Annotated in this window: 16 protein-coding genes; 12 read left to right on the top strand and 4 right to left on the bottom strand. The window is 55.3% G+C overall.

Annotated features, from left to right (window positions below):
• Window positions 1-125 precede the first annotated feature (125 nt).
• The 3 genes from JMI88_RS02515 (at window position 126) to JMI88_RS02525 (ending at window position 1,662) form a co-directional block, all read left to right on the top strand.
• Window positions 126-386: a hypothetical protein gene (locus JMI88_RS02515; RefSeq protein ID WP_201360180.1), complete on the top strand. Its 261-nt coding sequence runs from the start codon at window positions 126-128 to the stop codon at window positions 384-386.
• 310 nt (window positions 387-696) lie between these two features.
• The gene (locus tag JMI88_RS02520) at window positions 697-1,119 is read left to right on the top strand and encodes a hypothetical protein (protein ID WP_201360181.1); all 423 of its coding nucleotides are present in this window, start codon (window positions 697-699) and stop codon (window positions 1,117-1,119) included.
• A gap of 72 nt (window positions 1,120-1,191) precedes the next feature.
• Entirely contained in the window at window positions 1,192-1,662 is a 471-nt protein-coding gene (locus JMI88_RS02525) for a hypothetical protein (RefSeq protein WP_201360182.1), read from the top strand.
• A gap of 200 nt (window positions 1,663-1,862) precedes the next feature.
• Here the strand turns inward: JMI88_RS02525 and JMI88_RS02530 are convergent, their stop codons facing one another.
• Entirely contained in the window at window positions 1,863-2,225 is a 363-nt protein-coding gene (locus tag JMI88_RS02530; protein ID WP_201360183.1) for a hypothetical protein, read from the bottom strand.
• A 168-nt stretch (window positions 2,226-2,393) separates the two neighbouring features.
• Here JMI88_RS02530 and JMI88_RS02535 point away from each other — a divergent pair, with 168 nt between their 5' ends.
• A complete protein-coding gene (locus JMI88_RS02535; protein WP_201360184.1) occupies window positions 2,394-2,636 on the top strand; it encodes a hypothetical protein in 243 nt (80 codons plus the stop codon).
• 537 nt (window positions 2,637-3,173) lie between these two features.
• On the opposite strand, the gene JMI88_RS02540 is transcribed toward JMI88_RS02535, so the two are convergent.
• Both JMI88_RS02540 and JMI88_RS02545 read right to left on the bottom strand, forming a co-directional pair.
• Window positions 3,174-3,845 carry a response regulator transcription factor gene (locus JMI88_RS02540; RefSeq protein ID WP_201360185.1) on the bottom strand — a complete coding sequence of 224 codons (672 nt, stop codon included), beginning with the start codon at window positions 3,843-3,845 and terminating at the stop codon, window positions 3,174-3,176.
• On the bottom strand, window positions 3,838-5,229 hold the full coding sequence (locus JMI88_RS02545; protein WP_201360186.1) for a sensor histidine kinase: 1,392 nt from the start codon (window positions 5,227-5,229) through the stop codon (window positions 3,838-3,840). Before JMI88_RS02545 ends, JMI88_RS02540 begins: the two co-directional genes overlap by 8 nt.
• 326 nt (window positions 5,230-5,555) lie before the next feature.
• Here JMI88_RS02545 and JMI88_RS02550 point away from each other — a divergent pair, with 326 nt between their 5' ends.
• From JMI88_RS02550 to JMI88_RS39240, 7 genes are all read left to right on the top strand, one after another.
• A complete protein-coding gene (locus JMI88_RS02550; RefSeq protein ID WP_201360187.1) occupies window positions 5,556-6,974 on the top strand; it encodes an ABC transporter permease in 1,419 nt (472 codons plus the stop codon).
• A gap of 29 nt (window positions 6,975-7,003) precedes the next feature.
• Complete coding sequence (locus tag JMI88_RS02555; protein WP_201360188.1) at window positions 7,004-8,266, top strand: ABC transporter permease; 1,263 nt, start codon at window positions 7,004-7,006, stop codon at window positions 8,264-8,266.
• Between the two features lie 26 nt (window positions 8,267-8,292).
• Window positions 8,293-9,036 (top strand): ABC transporter ATP-binding protein, encoded by a 744-nt coding sequence (locus tag JMI88_RS02560; protein ID WP_201360189.1) that lies wholly within the window; start codon window positions 8,293-8,295, stop codon window positions 9,034-9,036.
• 61 nt (window positions 9,037-9,097) lie between these two features.
• The gene (locus JMI88_RS02565) at window positions 9,098-10,579 is read left to right on the top strand and encodes a S41 family peptidase (RefSeq protein WP_201360190.1); all 1,482 of its coding nucleotides are present in this window, start codon (window positions 9,098-9,100) and stop codon (window positions 10,577-10,579) included.
• A gap of 648 nt (window positions 10,580-11,227) precedes the next feature.
• Window positions 11,228-11,404, top strand: coding sequence for a hypothetical protein (locus JMI88_RS02570; RefSeq protein ID WP_201360191.1), 177 nt, complete (start codon window positions 11,228-11,230; stop codon window positions 11,402-11,404).
• Window positions 11,394-13,508, top strand: coding sequence for a recombinase family protein (locus JMI88_RS02575; RefSeq protein WP_201360192.1), 2,115 nt, complete (start codon window positions 11,394-11,396; stop codon window positions 13,506-13,508). Before JMI88_RS02570 ends, JMI88_RS02575 begins: the two co-directional genes overlap by 11 nt.
• Window positions 13,432-15,435 carry a hypothetical protein gene (locus JMI88_RS39240; protein ID WP_236022790.1) on the top strand — a complete coding sequence of 668 codons (2,004 nt, stop codon included), beginning with the start codon at window positions 13,432-13,434 and terminating at the stop codon, window positions 15,433-15,435. The genes JMI88_RS02575 and JMI88_RS39240 overlap by 77 nt, the downstream gene beginning before the upstream one ends.
• Window positions 15,436-16,084: 649 nt before the next feature.
• Here the strand turns inward: JMI88_RS39240 and JMI88_RS02590 are convergent.
• The gene (locus tag JMI88_RS02590; RefSeq protein ID WP_201360193.1) at window positions 16,085-16,618 is read right to left on the bottom strand and encodes a hypothetical protein; all 534 of its coding nucleotides are present in this window, start codon (window positions 16,616-16,618) and stop codon (window positions 16,085-16,087) included.
• Between the two features lie 477 nt (window positions 16,619-17,095).
• Between JMI88_RS02590 and JMI88_RS02595 the strand changes: the two genes are divergently transcribed.
• Complete coding sequence (locus JMI88_RS02595; RefSeq protein WP_201360194.1) at window positions 17,096-17,344, top strand: hypothetical protein; 249 nt, start codon at window positions 17,096-17,098, stop codon at window positions 17,342-17,344.
• The last annotated feature ends 6 nt before the right edge of the window (window positions 17,345-17,350 follow it).

A 17,350-nucleotide genomic window follows, 5' to 3' on the forward strand; every position in this document is an offset into this window, starting at 1 on the left:
GGAGGAGGATGAATCGCCGCATGGATCTGAGAGAGGAGCGGTGGCAGGTGTGAGGGGAACGCGAAGGTGTTTGCTGGCTTGTTGCCGCTGCGTGGGCCGCGCGAGCCAGAAGGGAGTCATGGAACATGGTGTTTGGGTGGTTTAAAAGGAAAAAGACGGTTCTCACTATTCAGGTGGGAGAGGAGCAACTGAGGAAGCTCAATCAGCATCAAAGGCAACTGGTCGAGGCTCTTTGTGCTGTCCGTATTGATCGACGTGAGGACGATCGCTATGATCGCTCAAACATTGATGCCGTTGTCCAATGTTTGAGCAATTTCTCATTGGATATAGTTGGCCATGCATTGCACGTGAATGCGGAGGAAGGTATCTATCGGCAAGTTACTTAGATACTGATCAAACTGTATAGCATGAGTAAAAAGTATGATGGAACGCTTCTTGCAAATGATGTTATCTCTTTTTATGATGGCATAAATCGTCTGGCCATGAGCTTTGAATCTTTTGAAGCCCCAGGATCCTGGCGTTTTAGTCTTGAGCTTCTTTCTGATTCTGCCCACGTGTTACAGCGATGGAAGGAGCAAGGCTATAGGAGTGATGCTTTGCCTCTAAAGATTGTCTTCGTTACCCCATGAATTGGCATCATATGATGAACCAGAGGGCAGGGAACGATACTCGTCTGGAATGGGAGGAGAAAGGAAGATGCCTCTATTTGTCATAATTGTCGGTATTGTATTAGGTTGCCTTCTCGTGTTGTGGTTTGTGTGGTTGTTGATCAGAAGGATAAAAACAAAGCATTCTACCTACTTTGTTGGTCATAATATGCTATGGCAGTTCTACGGAATTGATTTTCCAGATGGTCGTACCGCGACTATACGTGTTGATGCAGATCGAAGCGTGAGCCGCCTGGAGATCTTTGATACTGACGAGGCAAGAAGACAGGCAGAGGACGAACTCGCACCACTTGTCATGGCTAGCCGTGATCGAGCCTCCGGCCGGATTGATGTGGAGGCGTGTACGATTCCGCGTGAACAAACGAAATCCTACCTTCACTATCTGCTGATACACAATCATCACGAACGGTGGATACCAGACATTTCAACATATCTCGCTGTATTCAAGTAGGGCAAGAGAATAGATACGTGGTGCATTGGACATCGTATGATGAATTGGAAGGACGGAGGGAACGAGAGCTGTATGGAGAAGAAGGAGTTTGGGGAGCCAGTGCAGACGGCGACGGTGGTAGGGGAGGCATATGGGATCCACCGCACGACATTGGCACAGGCGGCGAAAGCGGGTGTGCTGGGGAGCAGTGCGTATCGGTCGGGGGATGCCTGGTTGATCAAGACAGATCATCCGGATTTCTGGGCGTGGCTGCGCGGGCATGAGTATCATCCCTGCGTGAAAGGCTATCGCAAGCAGCAGGCAGCCCAGGCAGCGCACCAGGGCTTGCTGCTGGAGCAGGAAGGAGACGAGGCGACAACCGAGAGGCTGGGACAGGATCCTGATGCGCCAAGCCCTGGTGGGGACGTTCTGGAGGATGGTATGCGTCGTGTTGAGCAGACCGCCGGGCTAGAGACGGCAGATCTGGCTCCTCCCGTATCGACCGATGGCGAGGATCTTTCTGTCATGGATGTGTCTGCCGTCTGCCAGAGGAACGGGATGTGAGCGCGGAAACGCTGGCCGCATCCGGAGCAGCTGACACCGCTCTGTGCTCGCACGCCGGGGGCGCGATCAGTCGTCGCCTCCGGCGTGCGCTGCGGGGAAGGGATCACGGACGCCGGCGAGCAATTCACGTTTGGCGCTGGCCCCGTGTTCGTGTTGTTTTCATGTGTTGTGCACGCGTCGTGTTGCGGCCGCCCACGTGATCAGAAGCCAGACGGGACAAAGGGAAAGGGGGGATAATCGTCGAGCAGTCCCAGGCTGATGGTAGAGAGGTGTTTTTGCTCGCGCCAGCGGTAGCGAACGTAAGGACCGAGCTGGGTGATGTCGTAGATTTCGTCGCGCAGGTGCCTGGGCATGTCGAGTGGTGAGATGCCTCTGCGCAATAATCTGACCACCTCTGGGTGCAGGTTCTGTGAAAGCTCTGCGGGAATGGGTTTCCCCTGTGTGTGTTCCTGCTCCAGCGCCGTGGCATACGCAATGATCGAGCGCTTGGTCTGTCGTTTGGGCACAAAGAAGACCTCGAACCAGCCGTTGGAGGCTGCCAGGTGACGGCGCAGCTCTGGCAATTGCGCTTCAAAGTGCGTCAGGAGGCGCCGGCTTTGTTCGGCTGAACTGACCAGTGGCGTGAGTGGTTCCTCGATGCCGTGAAGACGCTCTTCTTCCTGTGAGCGTGGGGCTCGCTCCTCAGGTGGTTCCTGGTGTTGAGGCTGCTCATCCCGCTGGGGTGCAGGCGTGTGTCTCCCTGGTACGGCAGAGAGGAATTCCTGGGTGAGGGTTTCTTCTTCTGCCAGGAGTCCATTGACCAGGTCCAGTGCGGCCTCGATGGCGCGCAGTCGCCCCAGGAGGCGTCTGCGGCGGAGCAGCGCGAAGAACCACTGCAGGTGGTGAAGATGTTTGCGATTGCCAAAGCGTTCGTGAATGACCCGGGTGGCCTGCTGATCGGCCCCTCTGAAGGGGCGGTGACGTCTTCCTGGTAGTGCTCAGAGGAGAAGAGCACCTGGAGGTGTTCCCCTGTCTGTTTGGCTTTGGCCAGCAGGTTCTGGAGTTGCCCTGGGATCTGCTGATCCGCTGCTCGTACCTCTTCTTGGAGGCTATCGATTCTTGGAGGCTATCGACCCACGGGATGCGCAACGAGTTTCTCACTCATCCTTAGCAATCTGGCTCGGAAGAACTCGTCCTAATGCTCTTGCTTCCATAAGGCGAAGAAAGCAGCCAGTCAGGTGCACAAATACAAGTCACAGCAATGCCGCATGGTATCGCGATCGATCACGCGCCTGACCCAAAGAGAAGCAAAAAGAGAAATCCCCGTTGTGTCGGAGAGGGGTGGGGCATGTACCTCAAAGCAGAGCTCACAGCAGATTTGCAGCTTGATCGGCAAAATAGGGATCAGACTCGCCACAGGCAAGAATGAAGGAGTATATCAAAGGATATGGAGAGCGGAATGCGCGAATGGCCTCACCCTTGTTGCTGGAAATGACCACCTGGTCCCTGATCTGCTCTGCACTCGCGCGGCCTTACTCCGATTGTATCGGCAAAAGACCGCGCTCAATGGCGGCAACAATGGCAGCAGAACGGGAATCGACATTGAGTTTGGTGTAGATCGAGGTGAGGTACGCTTCAACTGTGCGCCTGGTAATCCCCATGTGGGCGGCAATCTCTTTGTTGCGCTCTCCACGCGCTAAGCCAGCGAGCACTTCTTGTTCTCGCTCGGTGAAGCTGACGGCATGCCGTTCTCTCTTTGAGACAGCGGGCGCGATGGTACGGGTAGAATAGGTCAGGAGACGAGCCATTGTTTCTGGCTGCATGAGCATTTCGCCGCGCGCTGCTGCACGAATGGCATGCAGCAAGGTCTCCTGGCTGCTCTCTTTCAGGAGATAGCCGCGAGCACCAGCCTGCAGCCCCCGAAGCATCAGGTCGTCTTCATTATAGGTCGTCAAGATCAACACAACGCTCTGCGGTGTTTCTGCTCGAATGTGCTCAATGGCCTCCAGTCCATCCATCTCTGGCATGCACAGGTCGACCAGAACGACGTCTGGCTTGAGCTCATTGACCAGGCGAACCGCCATTGCTCCGTCGGCGGCTTCGCCTACCAGTTCAATATCCTCTTCTGTTCCGAGCATCAGGCGCAGACCGGTACGAACGACCGGGTGGTCGTCAGCAATCACTACTCGAATTTTTTCAGACATGGAGGTCCTCTCTTTCCGTCTCTTTCTCGTGATGCGCCGGATCTGGTTCTGGTATACCCCATGTTTCTTGCTTCCTGGGCAGAAGCAACTGCAAACGGGTTCCCATCCCCGGTGCGCTGCGAATGGTCAGGTATCCACCGAGTAATCGCGCGCGCTCGCGGACGCCGATCAGCCCGTAATGCCCGGATTGAGCGGCTATAGCGGGATCAAAGCCAACCCCATCATCATCTATTTCAAGAGTCAACGCATCGCCGCGCGGACCAAAGAAGACCCTGACCTGGTGGGCCTGTGCATGGCGTGCCGCGTTGGTTAATCCTTCACGAAGGACCCCCAGAACGTGTTCACCCGTGAGCGGAGGCACAGAGAGACCGTGAGAAATGTCCGCAATGCAGGGGATGCTGGCAGCCATGACAAACCGATCGACTTCTTTTTGGAGATCCGCAGTGATTTCAGCGGTGTTGGTTTGTTTCGCGCGCAAATCATCAATTGCGCTGCGAGCATCAACCAGCGCCTCACGAGCGCAAAGAATTGCCTGCTGCACAATTTCCTGGGCTGTCGCGGTATGGCGGAGAGAAAGATGCGTGTTGGCGGCTTCGAGTTGCATAGCCACGCCAGCCAATCCCTGGGCCAGAGTATCGTGGAGATCCCGCGCGAGCCGCTGGCGTTCGTTTGCCAGCGTCAATTCCTCGATTTTTTCCGCCGATGCTTTCAGGCGAGCGTGCGTCACTTGCAATTGTAAATGCGTGCGTAACTGTTGCAGATAGACAATGATATACCCGACAACAAACAAGATCATGGCAGCATACCAGATCGAAGATTGAGTAGAACCCTGGGCAGAATTCTGGAGCGCATTTCTACTTTCCAGGACGACCGTGTTCACGACCAGGAGAAGAATATAACCAGTGACGACCCCAATGATGGCCTTTGCGCGGTCCAGGACGCTAATTGCTCCCACAATCAACGCGAGATAGAGGCAAATCAGAAAGTCTTCTGGCGGATTGATGGCAGCACATCTCAGGTAGAATGAGAAGCTTATCATGCCTGCAAGGAACCCCTGAGCAGCCAGGTAGAGAAAGCGCCAGCGGCGTGCTATTTTGCCAGACAGACCGAGCCAGTACAGCCCGGCATGACCAACCATCAGTCCGGTAAAGAGCAGGACTGAGGAGAACGAAAAGGAGAAAGGCGTGCAGAGCGAGCCGGCAACACCTTGCGAGGAAGGTTGGGTGAGGGACTGAAAGGAGATAGTCTCTCCAGGGAAAATCCTGCCAGGAAGCGCTCCATCCCCAATGGACAGTCCCAGGAGTTGTAATCCCCAGAGGTAAATCAGACCTAACCACAAAAGTAGAAGCCAGCGTAGCAGGCGTTCGGCCCGAACATTTTTCATAACGCTTCTCTCCTCCCTGAGACCAGATCATGCGTTGCCCCATATGTGTGGAGCAGACGGTCAATAGCAACAGATCTTATTATACACGCGCCTCAGTAACAGGCAACTGTGGCTTCTACTACCGTGTTTTCCACGATGACAAGCTCCCTCGCCAGCGGCTACACTCTCGGCAAGAGAACGCATACGAGAGAAAGCCGAGCCAGTACATCCTGGCTTTGCTGCCCGTCTCCACTGGAAGCGTATGCCCTCAGGAGAGACGAGAGGCAAAGCAAAACAGGTTTTTCTCGCTGATGTTTTCATAAAAGTCAGAAAAGGAGTCATACACTATGAAATTGTTCAAACGTAGCGTCAAAAACGTGCTTCGCAAACCATTCAGGTTAATCCTGGTGGTCACGCTTCTGGGAGCAAGCTTGATGTTTGTTGCGGCAATGGTGAGCTTAAACGCCAGCTCTCAGCAGGAGCTCACCGCCGTGCGCAAGCAGGTAGATACCACAATTGTCATTAGAGATGCAGCGCATCAGGGCGCGCCCTCACAACAGAGCAACTCTTCACAACAGGGCGGCTCTTCGCAGCAGGGCGGCTCTTCACAGCAGGGCAATGGACCCGGAAGCACCGCCGCAACCCCTGTTCCGGGGGGCCCTGGAAACATGGAGGTTGTCCCCGACAGCCCCCATATCTCAAATAGTATGGTGACAAAAGTTAAGAATAGCCAGGGGGTAGCCCACACAGAAGTAAGCCTTGCTGTTCCTTACACGGAGACGGCCTTAAAAAGCATCTCGATCATCTTGCCTCCTGTATCGATCGATGGCATCCCCAGTGACTCCACCCATTTTACCGTATCAGGAGGTGCTATACCAACTCTGGTTGTCGGGCGCGGCTTCCAGAGCGGTGATGCCAACGCCAATGTCGCCACGATGAGCCAGGCGCTGGCGAAGGCCAATCATCTCCACGTTGGCTCAACCTTCACCTTGCATGGAACGACGTTCACCCTGATCGGGCTGTATACGACAGCAAGCCAAACGACAGATAATACGATCATCATCCCATTGGCAACGTTGCAGAAGATATACCACCTCGATGGCGTGACATCCATGGTTGTCACTGCCGCGGGTCCTGAGCAAGTCGATGCCGTGGCGGCCAGGTTGCGCAACCTTCTCGGGCCGCAGTTCAGTGTGACCACCCTGGCTGATCACTACAGCAAGGTATTCAACGCCCTCCAGGTGGCGCAAAATAGTATCCAGGCGGCGCTAATTGCCTCTTTTTTGATTGCGGCAGCCATCATCGTCTTCGCGGTACTTATGCTGGTGCGCGAGCGGATCGCTGAGATCGCCACCCTCAAAACCATTGGTGCTTCGCACCTGCAAGTCCTGCGGCAGTTCTGGATCGAAATCCTGACCTTGAGTGCCCTGGCCACGACGCTGGCAATCCTCCTGATTGTGGCCCTGGGGCCTTTTCTCTCCCACCTGTTCGACATCAACGCCTCATCACTGATGGAACCTCTTACCAACGGACCCAGTATTGACCATCCTCTTGTTACGAACGCGAATGGCGTTATGACAGGCACGACAAGCTCAACAGCGTCAGATGTTCTCAATGCTGCGCACCTGCCCGCGGCCACTTTGAATATTCAGACGTTGCTGATCATCCTGGGAGTAGGTATCGGGCTGGCCTTGCTCACGAGCCTTATCCCGACATGGTTTGTCGCTCATCTCAAGCCTGCCCAGGTCTTGCGAAAAGCCAGTTAATCCCATCGGAAGGCAAGGAGTTCTTCTCTATGAAACTTGTCAGACGCAGTATCAGGAACGTGCTGCGCAAACCGTTCAAATTGATGCTGGTGGTCACGTTCCTGGGAGCAAGCTTGATGTTTGTCGCGGTAATGGTGAGCTTGAGCTCCAGCGCTCAACAGATGCTGGCCGCCGTGCACAGGCAGGTTGGAACTGCCATTACTATTCGCCCTGCCCAGTTGGGCACGCCTATCCCAAACAGCGTGGTGGCGAAAGTCAAGCGCGTTCAGGAAGTGACCAGCACGCAATCAAGCGTAGTACGATCCTACACAGACGGCATCTTAAGAGGTTCTTTCCTGACCATCAATGGCGTTTCCCGTGATGCCACTGATGGTACTCTGGGGGATGGTCTTACACCTGCACTCGTTGCCGGGCGCAGCTTCCAGGATGGCGATGCCAATGCTCACGTGGCCATGATGAGCCAATCGGTAGCACAGGTCAATCATCTCCACGTTGGTTCAACCTTTACCTTGAATGGAACGACGTTCACCCTGATCGGGCTGTATACGACAGCGAATCCCTTTGACAATGGCGTCATTATCATCCCAATGGCAGCCATGCAGCAGGTGTTCAAGATCAATGGCGTTGATTCTATTACCGCCAACGTGGTGAGTTACGAGCAGGTCGAAATCGTCGCAGCCAGATTGCGCAGTCTTCTTGGGAGGCAGTTCAACGTCACCACCCAGACTGCTGAGTACAGCAATGCATTTAACGCGCTGCGTGTCGCGCAAAACAGCATTCAAGCGGCGCTCGTCGCCTCCTTCTTGATCGCTGCTGTCGTGGTCGTCTTTGCAGTGCTCATGCTGGTGAGGGAACGGACTGCTGAGATCGCCACCCTCAAAACCATTGGCGCCTCGCACATGCAGGTCTTCCGACAGTTCTGGACTGAAATTCTGGCCATGAGCGCTATGGCGGCGGCGCTAGCCGTCCTCCTGCTTGTGATCCTGGGACCTTTTCTCTCCCAGAAGTTCGATATTGACGCCTCATCCCTGGCAAATGCAGACGGCGTTTCAGGTCTTCCCAATCCTGCCGCCGCGATCAAGAGTCCCGGGATAAGCCCGGCAGCATCGGGCGCAGCGCCGTCATATCTCAGCAATCTTCATCTGGCCGCCGCCTCGCTGAATGTTCAGACGTTGCTGACTATCCTGGGGGTGGGCATTGGACTGGCATTGCTCGCGAGCCTTATCCCCATATGGTTTGTCGTCCATCTCAAGCCCGCCGAGGTTTTGAGAAGAGCTCACAAAATGATGTGAATGAAAGACAAGGAGAATATACCCGAATGGATGCAGAACTTTTTCCGCTGAAACAATCACAAGAGCAAGCAGACGCAACAACGGCAGCAGTGACGGTGCGCGCCGAGAGATTAAGCAAATTCTTCCAGATAAGAAGCCAGGTTATCCAGGCGGTAGACGAGGTCAGTTTTGCCTTCACCAGAGGGCAGTTTGTCGCCATTCTGGGACCCAGTGGCAGCGGTAAATCGACCCTGCTCTACCTGTTGGGGGGATTGGACAGACCGGACTCAGGTGAACTCGTAATTGATGGAGTGGATGTGAAGCGGCTCTCAGCCAGCCAGGAACACCGCTTCAGGAGACAAAAGCTTGGTTTCGTGTTTCAATCCTTCCACTTGATCCCCGGCCTGACGGCACTCGAAAACGTGATGCTACCGATGGAACTGATGGGAGGTGCATCGGACGCGGCAATGCATGAGCGAGCTCGCATGCTGCTCAGACAGGTCGATATCGACGAAAATCGGCATCACCATATCCCTGGCAAACTCTCGGGTGGGCAACAGCAGCGCGTCGCGATCGCGCGAGCGCTGGCCAACGATCCCCGTGTGATTCTCGCGGACGAACCGACCGGCAACCTGGATTCGCAGACCGGCAAGCTGATCGTCGCGTTGTTGAAGCAACTGGCTGAACAAGGGAAGACGGTGATCGTGGTGACACACGATGCCAGTATCGCGGAAGTGGCAGATGTGTGCCTGGGAATGCAGGACGGGAGAATTTCGGTCGAATCCATTTGATTCCGTCGTTTAAGTACAACTATTCATCGGGAAGAAGAAACAACATTTCAAGGAGGAAGCTATGAAACAAGATCGACCACGGAGGTCTTCTCGTATGCGTTTGCCGTTTATGCTCGTTCTGGGTCTGTGTGTGCTGAGCGTGTGCATCTCCGGGTGTGGAACGCAGGGCACAGGTACAGCTACGAGCCATGCAATCGCGTCTACTCAAAGTACAGCGCCGTGTGTGTCCGCCGATCCAACACATCCGGCTCCCTCACCCGCTCCAACCGCCCTGACTACACTTGAGCAAGCGTACTGGTGTCTGTTGGACCATTACGTGACTGGAAAAGCGCTCGATGACCGGGTGCTACTCAATAGCGCCTTTAGCGCGTTAGTACAGGAGTTACTGCGCAAGGGTCTGGACCGGCCTACGGCGATGCCACCCGCGCTCTTGGGCGACCGGCAGGCGGATTGGAACGCCTTCAGCGCGGTCTACCAGAGGGTGAGCAACGCCCTGCCTCACAATGCCGATCTTCAGCAGGATCTCGTGGCGGCAACTATGCGGGGCATGGTGCAAAGCTTACACGATAATCACACCACCTGGAGCATTCCACCGCCTGCTGAGGTGCTCAAACAGTTTCCGAATGGCGCTTTCTACGGTTTGGGCATCACTACTTCTGCATCAAGCGGCCCCTCTTTTCTGCCTGAAGCACGCCCTCCGCTCTTTGTGACCGAAGTCCAGCCAGGTTCGCCGGCGGAGCGCCAGCAAGTCGCCCTCGGTGATATCATCACTGCGGTCAACGGCAGTGCCCCTTTTACCAATAATCAGCTTAATCCAGGGGTGATGGCCTGGCTCTACCCCCAACTATCCAACAATGCCGTGGTGCAGGTGACGCTCATGCGACCCAGGACGGGGAAAACCTGGACGGTGGCTCTCACCCCAACCCTTTTTGCTCCTACCATGGCACCTGTCGTCAGTGCGCGAGTGCTGTCCAATTCGCTGGCCTACGTCAAGCTGACGCAGTTTACACCCGACGCTGGCGACCAGGTGCTTAAAGCCATTAACAGTCTGCACGTGGGGGACCACCTACGCGGGATCATCCTAGACCTGCGTGACAATCATGGTGGCTCTCCAGATGGGGTTTCGCAGCTACTAGGTGCTTTTGTGCATGGCAAAATCGTGGGCTATCTTGTTGATGGCGAGGGCAAGCGTACGGCCCTGTCTACGACGGATACGGTTTCCCTGTTGCATCAGCCTCTGGTAGTGCTCACCAACCGCGGCTGTGCCTCCGCCTGTGAGGAATTTTCTGGAGCCGTCAAAGACCTGGGAATTGCCCCCTTGGTGGGGACGAGGACGGCGGGAGCGATAGCCGGAACGGCCTCCGATTACTTCCTGAACGATGGAAGTATGCTGGGTATTACCATGCAGTTTGGGTTGGGGGCCAGAGGAGAAAAGCTGGATGGGACTGGCGTGGCGCCCGATTATCTGCTTCCGCTGACCGCGCAGGACCTCTCCGCCGGGCACGATCCTGATATTGAGAAGGCGATGAGTTTGTTGCGTTAAAAGTTTCACCTTGCGCCAGGAGTGAGGGTGACAGGGGCGTACCACCGTCCTGAGCCCCTGCCCTTTGCTCCTGGGTTCACGTTCATGAGCGTCACTCCAAAGCTGTCAAGGAGGTTCTTTCTGGAAGGAACTGCATGAACTCTGCATACTCCCAGATTGGGCAAGAGTCTGCTGCAATACGAGAGATCCTTGAGGGGGAAACGAACGACCACACGCCTGGGGAGAGACTACCTCTAAACGCTGCTTCCGAGACAAGGAGGATACATGTGATATGACACTTTCTACTGTAAGGATCCAGATTACGCCGGAATCGAGGCCCTCGACCCCTTCCTGGATGGGAGAATCGAACCCAACAAGAAACCCCACTTTTAGACAGGGTATGTGGTGAGGTTACGATAACTGATCCCACTCATGCCCTCTATGGTCAAACCTTCCCGCAGCTTCCTGTACGGATCAATCGCCGCACGCCCCATGTGATGGTGCTGCTGCCAAGCGGGCGGCGGCACATGGTTCCACGCGCTGCCACGAACCTTGAACGCCCAGCAGAGACTGTCTCGCCTCCTTCTCCCTTGCCTTCCATCTCGGTCCGGACTATTCTTCCTCTAGCACGCCTGGTGCAACAACTCAAGCAGGCCAAGGAGGAAAGCCATGCCGAGCAAACAATGTCAACCATTCATCCAACAGCGTCCTGTGTCCGCAGATCCCACGACGATCTTCCAACGGCTTCCCCAGAGCCACCAGCAGCAACTCGCCCATCTGATCGCCGACCTCATTCGACGCCTGCGCACAGCCGCACAAGAGAGGGAGGGCGACCATGAACGCTGAGTCGTTGGCTCTCATGCCGACTACCGAACAGCGGGCGAAGATGGCCTATGTCTACATTCGCCAATCCTCCCTCATGCAAGTCACGCGCCACGCCGAGAGCACCGAACTGCAGTACTCGTTGGTGGAGCGAGCTGTCAAATTGGGATGGCCTCGTGAACGGGTGGAAGTGATTGATGAGGATCTGGGCAAATCAGGGGCCAATGTCTTTTCCCGTGGCGGTTTCCAGTATCTGCTCGCTGAGATTAGTCTGGCTCGTGCAGGCTTAGTGCTCAGCTTCGATGCCTCCCGCCTGGCGCGCAACAATCGCGATTGGTATCAATTGCTGGAAGTCTGCTCCATCTTCGGCACACTGATCGCCGACGGTGAACGACTCTACGATCCACGGCTCTACCACGACCGATTACTGTTGGGATTAACGGGCATGATGAGCGAGGCTGAACTCCACCAGCTCAAACAGCGTATGCTGGCGGGAGCCCGACACAAAGCCGAACGGGGAGAACTGCACCAGGGATTGTCTGTGGGGTTGATTCGCGGGCCTGCTGGAGTTGTGACCTTGAATCCCGACGAAGAGGTGCAGGCGCGCATCCGGCTGGTCTTTGAGAAATTCCGTGAAATCCGCTCGGCCAGCGGCGTGATGCGGTGTCTGAGAGCGGCGCACTTGCCTCTGCCAGCCTGCCCCAGAGTCGGCCCTGCTCCCTATGAGGTGGTCTGGCAACCCGCCCGCACCTCTGCCATTCTCGATATCCTCCACAACCCGGCCTATGCTGGGGCCTATGTCTATGGACGCAAGCAGTTTGACCCGGCACGCCGCACCGCAGGGCATCCATCTGGAGGGCGGATTCTCCAACCCATTGACAAATGGGAGATTTGTTTACACAATAGATATCCAGCGTATATTTCGTGGGACGAATTTGTAGCGAATCAGGCACAATTACGCGCCAATAGCATGAAGTATCGAGAGGAGCAACCCGGCATGGCACGCACAGGCCAAGCGTTATTGCAAGGTATCGTGCGCTGTGGGCGCTGTGGGGCCTTATTCCACCTCCACTACTCTGGGAAGCAGGGTGAATATCCCGAGTATCGGTGTAGCGCCGACCAGAGCCAGTTTGGAGGAACAGACTGCCAACGGGTGCGCGCGCTGGCTCTGGATACCCAGGTTGAACAGCGGTTTCTGGAGGCGCTGCAGCCCGATCAACTGGCGCTCGCGCTCGCGGCCTTGGCGCAATTGGAACAGGAGGAGCAAGTCGAAAGCAAGCAATGGGAGCTGCGCCTGGAGCGTGCGCGCTACCAGGCCAAGCGGGCCGAACGACAATACCAGGCGGTAGAGCCAGAAAACCGCTTGGTGGCTCGCTCGCTGGAGAGGCAGTGGGAAGAGCAACTCCGGGGAGTGGAAACCGTAGAGAAAGAGTATCATGCCTGGAAATCCAGTCGCGGTGGGACCTTTACCCAGGCAGACCGAGAAGCCATTGTAGCCCTGGGCAGCGATTTACCAGCGCTCTGGCACGCCCCGACGACGACGAGTGCTGAGCGCAAGCAGATGTTGCGCCTGGTGATCCGGGAGGTCATCGTCGATAGCAGGCGCATTGGAGGCCAGGTCTGGGCGCAAATCAACTGGCAAACAGGGGCAAGCGAGCAGTTCTGGTACCAACGCCGGATAAGCAGTTATGTCCTCTTCGCCGGTGCCCAAGTGCTTGAGCAACGCGTGCGTGAGCTCAACGCAGCAGGGCTAATGGATGCGCAGATTGCTGCGATATTGGAGGCTGAGGGATATCAGACCCCTGGGCTTGTTCACCCGATTACGAGCAAGATCGTCTGCCACTTACGTCATCAGTGGCAGATCCCCACGGTCAAGCTCAACAAAAATCAGCACAACCTGGCTCAATGGGAAGATGGCTCTTACTCGGTCGAAGGTGCTGCAGCAAAGCTGGATGTGGGCCAGGACACGATTTTCAATTGGCTGAAAACAGGCAGACTCAAAGGCGAACACCTGGCCAGAAGCATGCCCTGGAAAATTTACATGACGGAAGATGATGAAAGACGACTTCACGAATGGCTGCGATGTCAAGGCCGACGTACCAGACGATCAAAAAGGGAGGCATTATGACGTATTCGAGGAAGTGGCAATCTTTGCACAAGTCCTTACCCACGAGGGAATCCTGAAAGCTGTCGCTGGGCAGGTGCGCTTCGCCCGCGCGCGCTTTGGCCATTACGACCTCATCGATTTTGTCGCCGTCCTGATCGGCTACGCCGTTTCGGGCGAACCCACCTTGCTGGCTTTTTACAAACGGCTCGCTCCGTTTGCCGGGCCGTTCATGGCGCTCTTTGGCCGAAATCTCTTACCCCATCGCTCAACCCTGTCCCGGTTTCTTGCCGCTCTCGATCAAGCCAGCGTGGAAGCGCTCCGGACGCTCTTTCAAAAGGATCTGCTTGCCCGCAAACCGTTTCCTTCCCCCGGCGGCCTGTTCGACCGGACAGGGAAGCAGTGGTTCGTCGTCGATGTGGACGGAACAAAACAAGCCGCCCGTCAACGTGCATTGCCGCAAACGGAGTCATTGCCTGCTCCTCATCGTCGTTTTGATCAGGTGTGCGCGCCGGGCTATCAGGGGCGCAAGCGGGGAGAAGTGGTACGCACCCGCACAGTTCTCCTCCAGGCGAATACACATCAGTTTCTCGGCACGTTTGGTGGGACAGGCAATGGGGATTACCGGAACGAACTGCGACGAGCCGTCCAGGTGACCACCAGCTATGCGACACAGCTTGGGCTCCCCACTGCTTCCATCCTCGTGCGCCTGGATGGGCTGTATGGCGACGCCGCTCCCCTCCTCGATGTCCTCTCGGCTGGCCTTGGAGTGATCGTCAGAAGTCGCGCCTATCACCTGCTGGCTCTGGAAGTGGTCCAGCAGCGACTTCTGCGTGCTCCAGATCAGGTGAGCACGCATCCAGAAAGTGGCATGACGCGAGCGCTTTATGATTGCCAGGGCGTCCCCTTGACACCAGCCGGACTCGAGGTACGCTTGGTCGTCGCAACGCATGGTGCCACCACCTCTTCTCCTGCCGTCGGTGTTGAGCGGGATGGCACCGTCTACGAGTTGTTTGTCAGTACTCTTCCCTCCCCGGCATTTACCGCCTCGGATGTGCTTGACCTCTACCTGCATCGCGGATCATTTGAGACGGTTTTGGCAGATGAAGATATCGAGCAGGACGCGGATCGCTGGTACTCGCATACGCCGTGCGGCCAGGAGTTTGCCCAGATCCTTGCCCAATGGATTTGGAACCTTCGACTTGAACTGGGGCAACAACTCGCTTCAACCGAACCGCGCACCACTGAATTTGCTCCAGCCCTTGAGGCTGAACCTGCTAGGAAAGACAAGTCTACACCTGCTGAAAAGTCCGCTCCTTCGGTTATCTATGGTCCTCCGAAGTTCGCTCGTCCTTCGTTTACCGGGGGTTTTCCTGGCTCTGCTTTTACTCCACAACCTGATGGGACTCTGCTTTGCCCTGCCAACCATCCCCTCTATCCCCAGGAACGACGCCCCGAGCGCGATGGCTCCCTGCGGATTCTGTATGCCGCTCGCATCGGCCATTGCCGCTCCTGTCCGCTGCGGGCACAGTGTCAAGAAAGCAGTGACACGATCAAGCCCCGGAGAGTGAGCGCGGTAGTGTGGCCGCTCGAATCCTCACCCCCAACTTTTTCTCCGGCACACACCGACGCACTTGCCTCCCCACCTCGTGCTCCGGTTCCCTGGAAAGACTGGCCCCGGTGTGACATCCGGCGAAGATGGCTGAACGTGGTCCGCAGCGAAACGGTTGGCTTGACAGAAAGCTTCGCCATGCCAACGCTCTCATCCACCACGTTGTCCTCTGAGGCCATCTTGACCCGCGCAGAGCGCGCGCATTGGCGTCTCTCCTGGGAGCAGCGCTTGGCCCGCAATGCCCGTCCATTCGACGCTCCTTCCTTGACGGTCACACTTCATGGTCTGCCAGCCACCTTTGCTTCCTCTTTTGGCTTTGATCTGCGCGCCACCGCCTAAGCACTCGCTGCACGCTTTGTTTCTTCCCTCGATACTGTTTGACCTGGCCGCTTTTTCTCTATCGAGATATGTCAATTGTCGGCGTTTTCCTTCACTTTTTAACAATGCCAACACCTCTGTGACTCTGTTGCGATTTCTTTTACTTGAGCTTATCTCGTGGGATCGAGGGCATGGGGGTCATTGGGTTGCCAGTATAGGCGGTTCTTCTGGCTTTTCGCACGCGTGCGTTCTGTCAGCGGGTGTTTGGGTCGTGCCATGTGTGGTCCTCCAATGGGGGCGATAGCGTCTAAGTTAGGAGCGGTTTATCTTTTTTGTTCCAAACATAGTAGCAGCATCCTGCGGAAAAGGGAAGCCCCTGGTCTCTGTGTCGTGCTTTGTGGATGAGGCGGGCCGCGGGAAGAGGAAGGCGTTGTGCCTGGAGGCGTAAGCGTGCGCGAGAGTATGAGAGGAGTGCAAGAGAGTGCCGGCGAGATGCAGCAGGAGGGGTAGCGCTACATAAGCAATACCAGCGGCAGAGTAGCGGGCGAATGAGTCATAAGAAGAAATACCAATAATCTCATTTATTATGAGATTATTGGTATCAAGAAGCAAAATAGCGCAGAATACCGTTTTACATAAACAGGTATTCTGCTAAAAGGATGGAGGCCCGCTAAGGATTGTTACCTTGAGCGTCATTCATTTTTTGCTTTTCGTATTCCTCAACTCTTGCTCTTCTTTGGTTTACGTTCCATTCTGAAGTGCTCAAATAAGCCGGAATATTTTGATTTTTTACGATTTGCTGCCATTCTAATGCTTTATTCCAGTAATAGAGAGCGTCTGTGCCATCGGGCATAATGCGTAGAGTCTTCCATTTTGACGGTTTCGATGGATCGGGAAGAAAGTAATCGACTTCCTCGAGATAACTCATGACCATACGAACGGCTACCTCGCTTGAGGGATCTAGTGCGAGGAGTTCCGTTGCCCATTCTTCTACCTCCCAGGGAGGGGAAATCATTGCAGCAATGACAAGCTCTTTCCTGATAAATTGGAAACTTCCATTCAGTTGTGTAATCTGAGCATTAAATTTCTCTACACTGTCTGTAAGCTGCGCCTGAAATTTTGCTTCCAATTGGGTTATTTGTGTTTCAAATGCTTTTACGTTATCAGCAATCTGGGTCTGAAACTTCCCCTCCTGATCTTTCAAGCGTTGCTCAATAAGGTCATTAGTTCGCGTTTCTACCTGCTTGTCTACTTTTTGATCTAAGTTTGCCCACCAGTAAGCAACAGCGAACGCGCCAAGAAAGGTGAGAAGTGTTGCTGCAATACCAAAGACGGCGGCTGTCAGACCTGCAATAGACCAGGAATCTATAACACATACATGCTGTGTATCCGTCGAGCAAATTGGTGAAAAGACTATTTTTCAAAGTGATACCAACAAAAAAGACAATCAGAATTCCGATAAAGGCACAGAAGACCGCTATAAATGGATCTCTACGTCTCTTTGTTACCTTCGCCATTCGATATTCCTTGCCCTTGCTACTGAATAGGAAAGTTCTTCATAACTTCCTCATATGTTTCCTGAGCGACGGCTACAAGCTCTTAGCGTGGTTTTCCGGTCCATTAATACTCTCAACCCTAATAGGGGTCTATACCTGATGTTTGGCCTGTGACGGGCGGTTCTGTGTCACTATTCCCAGCTCTCGGTGGCTGTGTGACTCCCGGCCAACCGTCACACTATGAAAAGCAGATACCCCTCATTGTGACCGCCTCGTCGGCGTCACATGCTCCAGGCCTGGTCACCTTCGTGACGTGGCTGCCGCCGTCACGGTTGGAGATCTCCGCCACCTCTCACTCATTCCGTAACGGGCCATCGTTACGCGAAGCCAGCTTCCCCTGGATCGCCGAGCGGTGCGTGACGGAGTTTCCGTAGCAACTG

Source organism: Dictyobacter formicarum (genome assembly GCF_016587435.1).

Excerpts from the sequence above, each read along its gene's own strand:
- JMI88_RS02515 (WP_201360180.1), top strand. The coding sequence starts at position 126 with ATGGTGTTTGGGTGGTTTAAAAGGAAAAAGACGGTTCTCACTATTCAG.
- JMI88_RS02520 (WP_201360181.1), top strand. The coding sequence starts at position 697 with ATGCCTCTATTTGTCATAATTGTCGGTATTGTATTAGGTTGCCTTCTC.
- JMI88_RS02525 (WP_201360182.1), top strand. The coding sequence starts at position 1,192 with ATGGAGAAGAAGGAGTTTGGGGAGCCAGTGCAGACGGCGACGGTGGTA.
- JMI88_RS02540 (WP_201360185.1), bottom strand. The coding sequence starts at position 3,845 with ATGTCTGAAAAAATTCGAGTAGTGATTGCTGACGACCACCCGGTCGTT.
- JMI88_RS02545 (WP_201360186.1), bottom strand. The coding sequence starts at position 5,229 with ATGAAAAATGTTCGGGCCGAACGCCTGCTACGCTGGCTTCTACTTTTG.
- JMI88_RS02550 (WP_201360187.1), top strand. The coding sequence starts at position 5,556 with ATGAAATTGTTCAAACGTAGCGTCAAAAACGTGCTTCGCAAACCATTC.
- JMI88_RS02555 (WP_201360188.1), top strand. The coding sequence starts at position 7,004 with ATGAAACTTGTCAGACGCAGTATCAGGAACGTGCTGCGCAAACCGTTC.
- JMI88_RS02560 (WP_201360189.1), top strand. The coding sequence starts at position 8,293 with ATGGATGCAGAACTTTTTCCGCTGAAACAATCACAAGAGCAAGCAGAC.
- JMI88_RS02565 (WP_201360190.1), top strand. The coding sequence starts at position 9,098 with ATGAAACAAGATCGACCACGGAGGTCTTCTCGTATGCGTTTGCCGTTT.
- JMI88_RS02570 (WP_201360191.1), top strand. The coding sequence starts at position 11,228 with ATGCCGAGCAAACAATGTCAACCATTCATCCAACAGCGTCCTGTGTCC.
- JMI88_RS02575 (WP_201360192.1), top strand. The coding sequence starts at position 11,394 with ATGAACGCTGAGTCGTTGGCTCTCATGCCGACTACCGAACAGCGGGCG.
- JMI88_RS39240 (WP_236022790.1), top strand. The coding sequence starts at position 13,432 with ATGATGAAAGACGACTTCACGAATGGCTGCGATGTCAAGGCCGACGTA.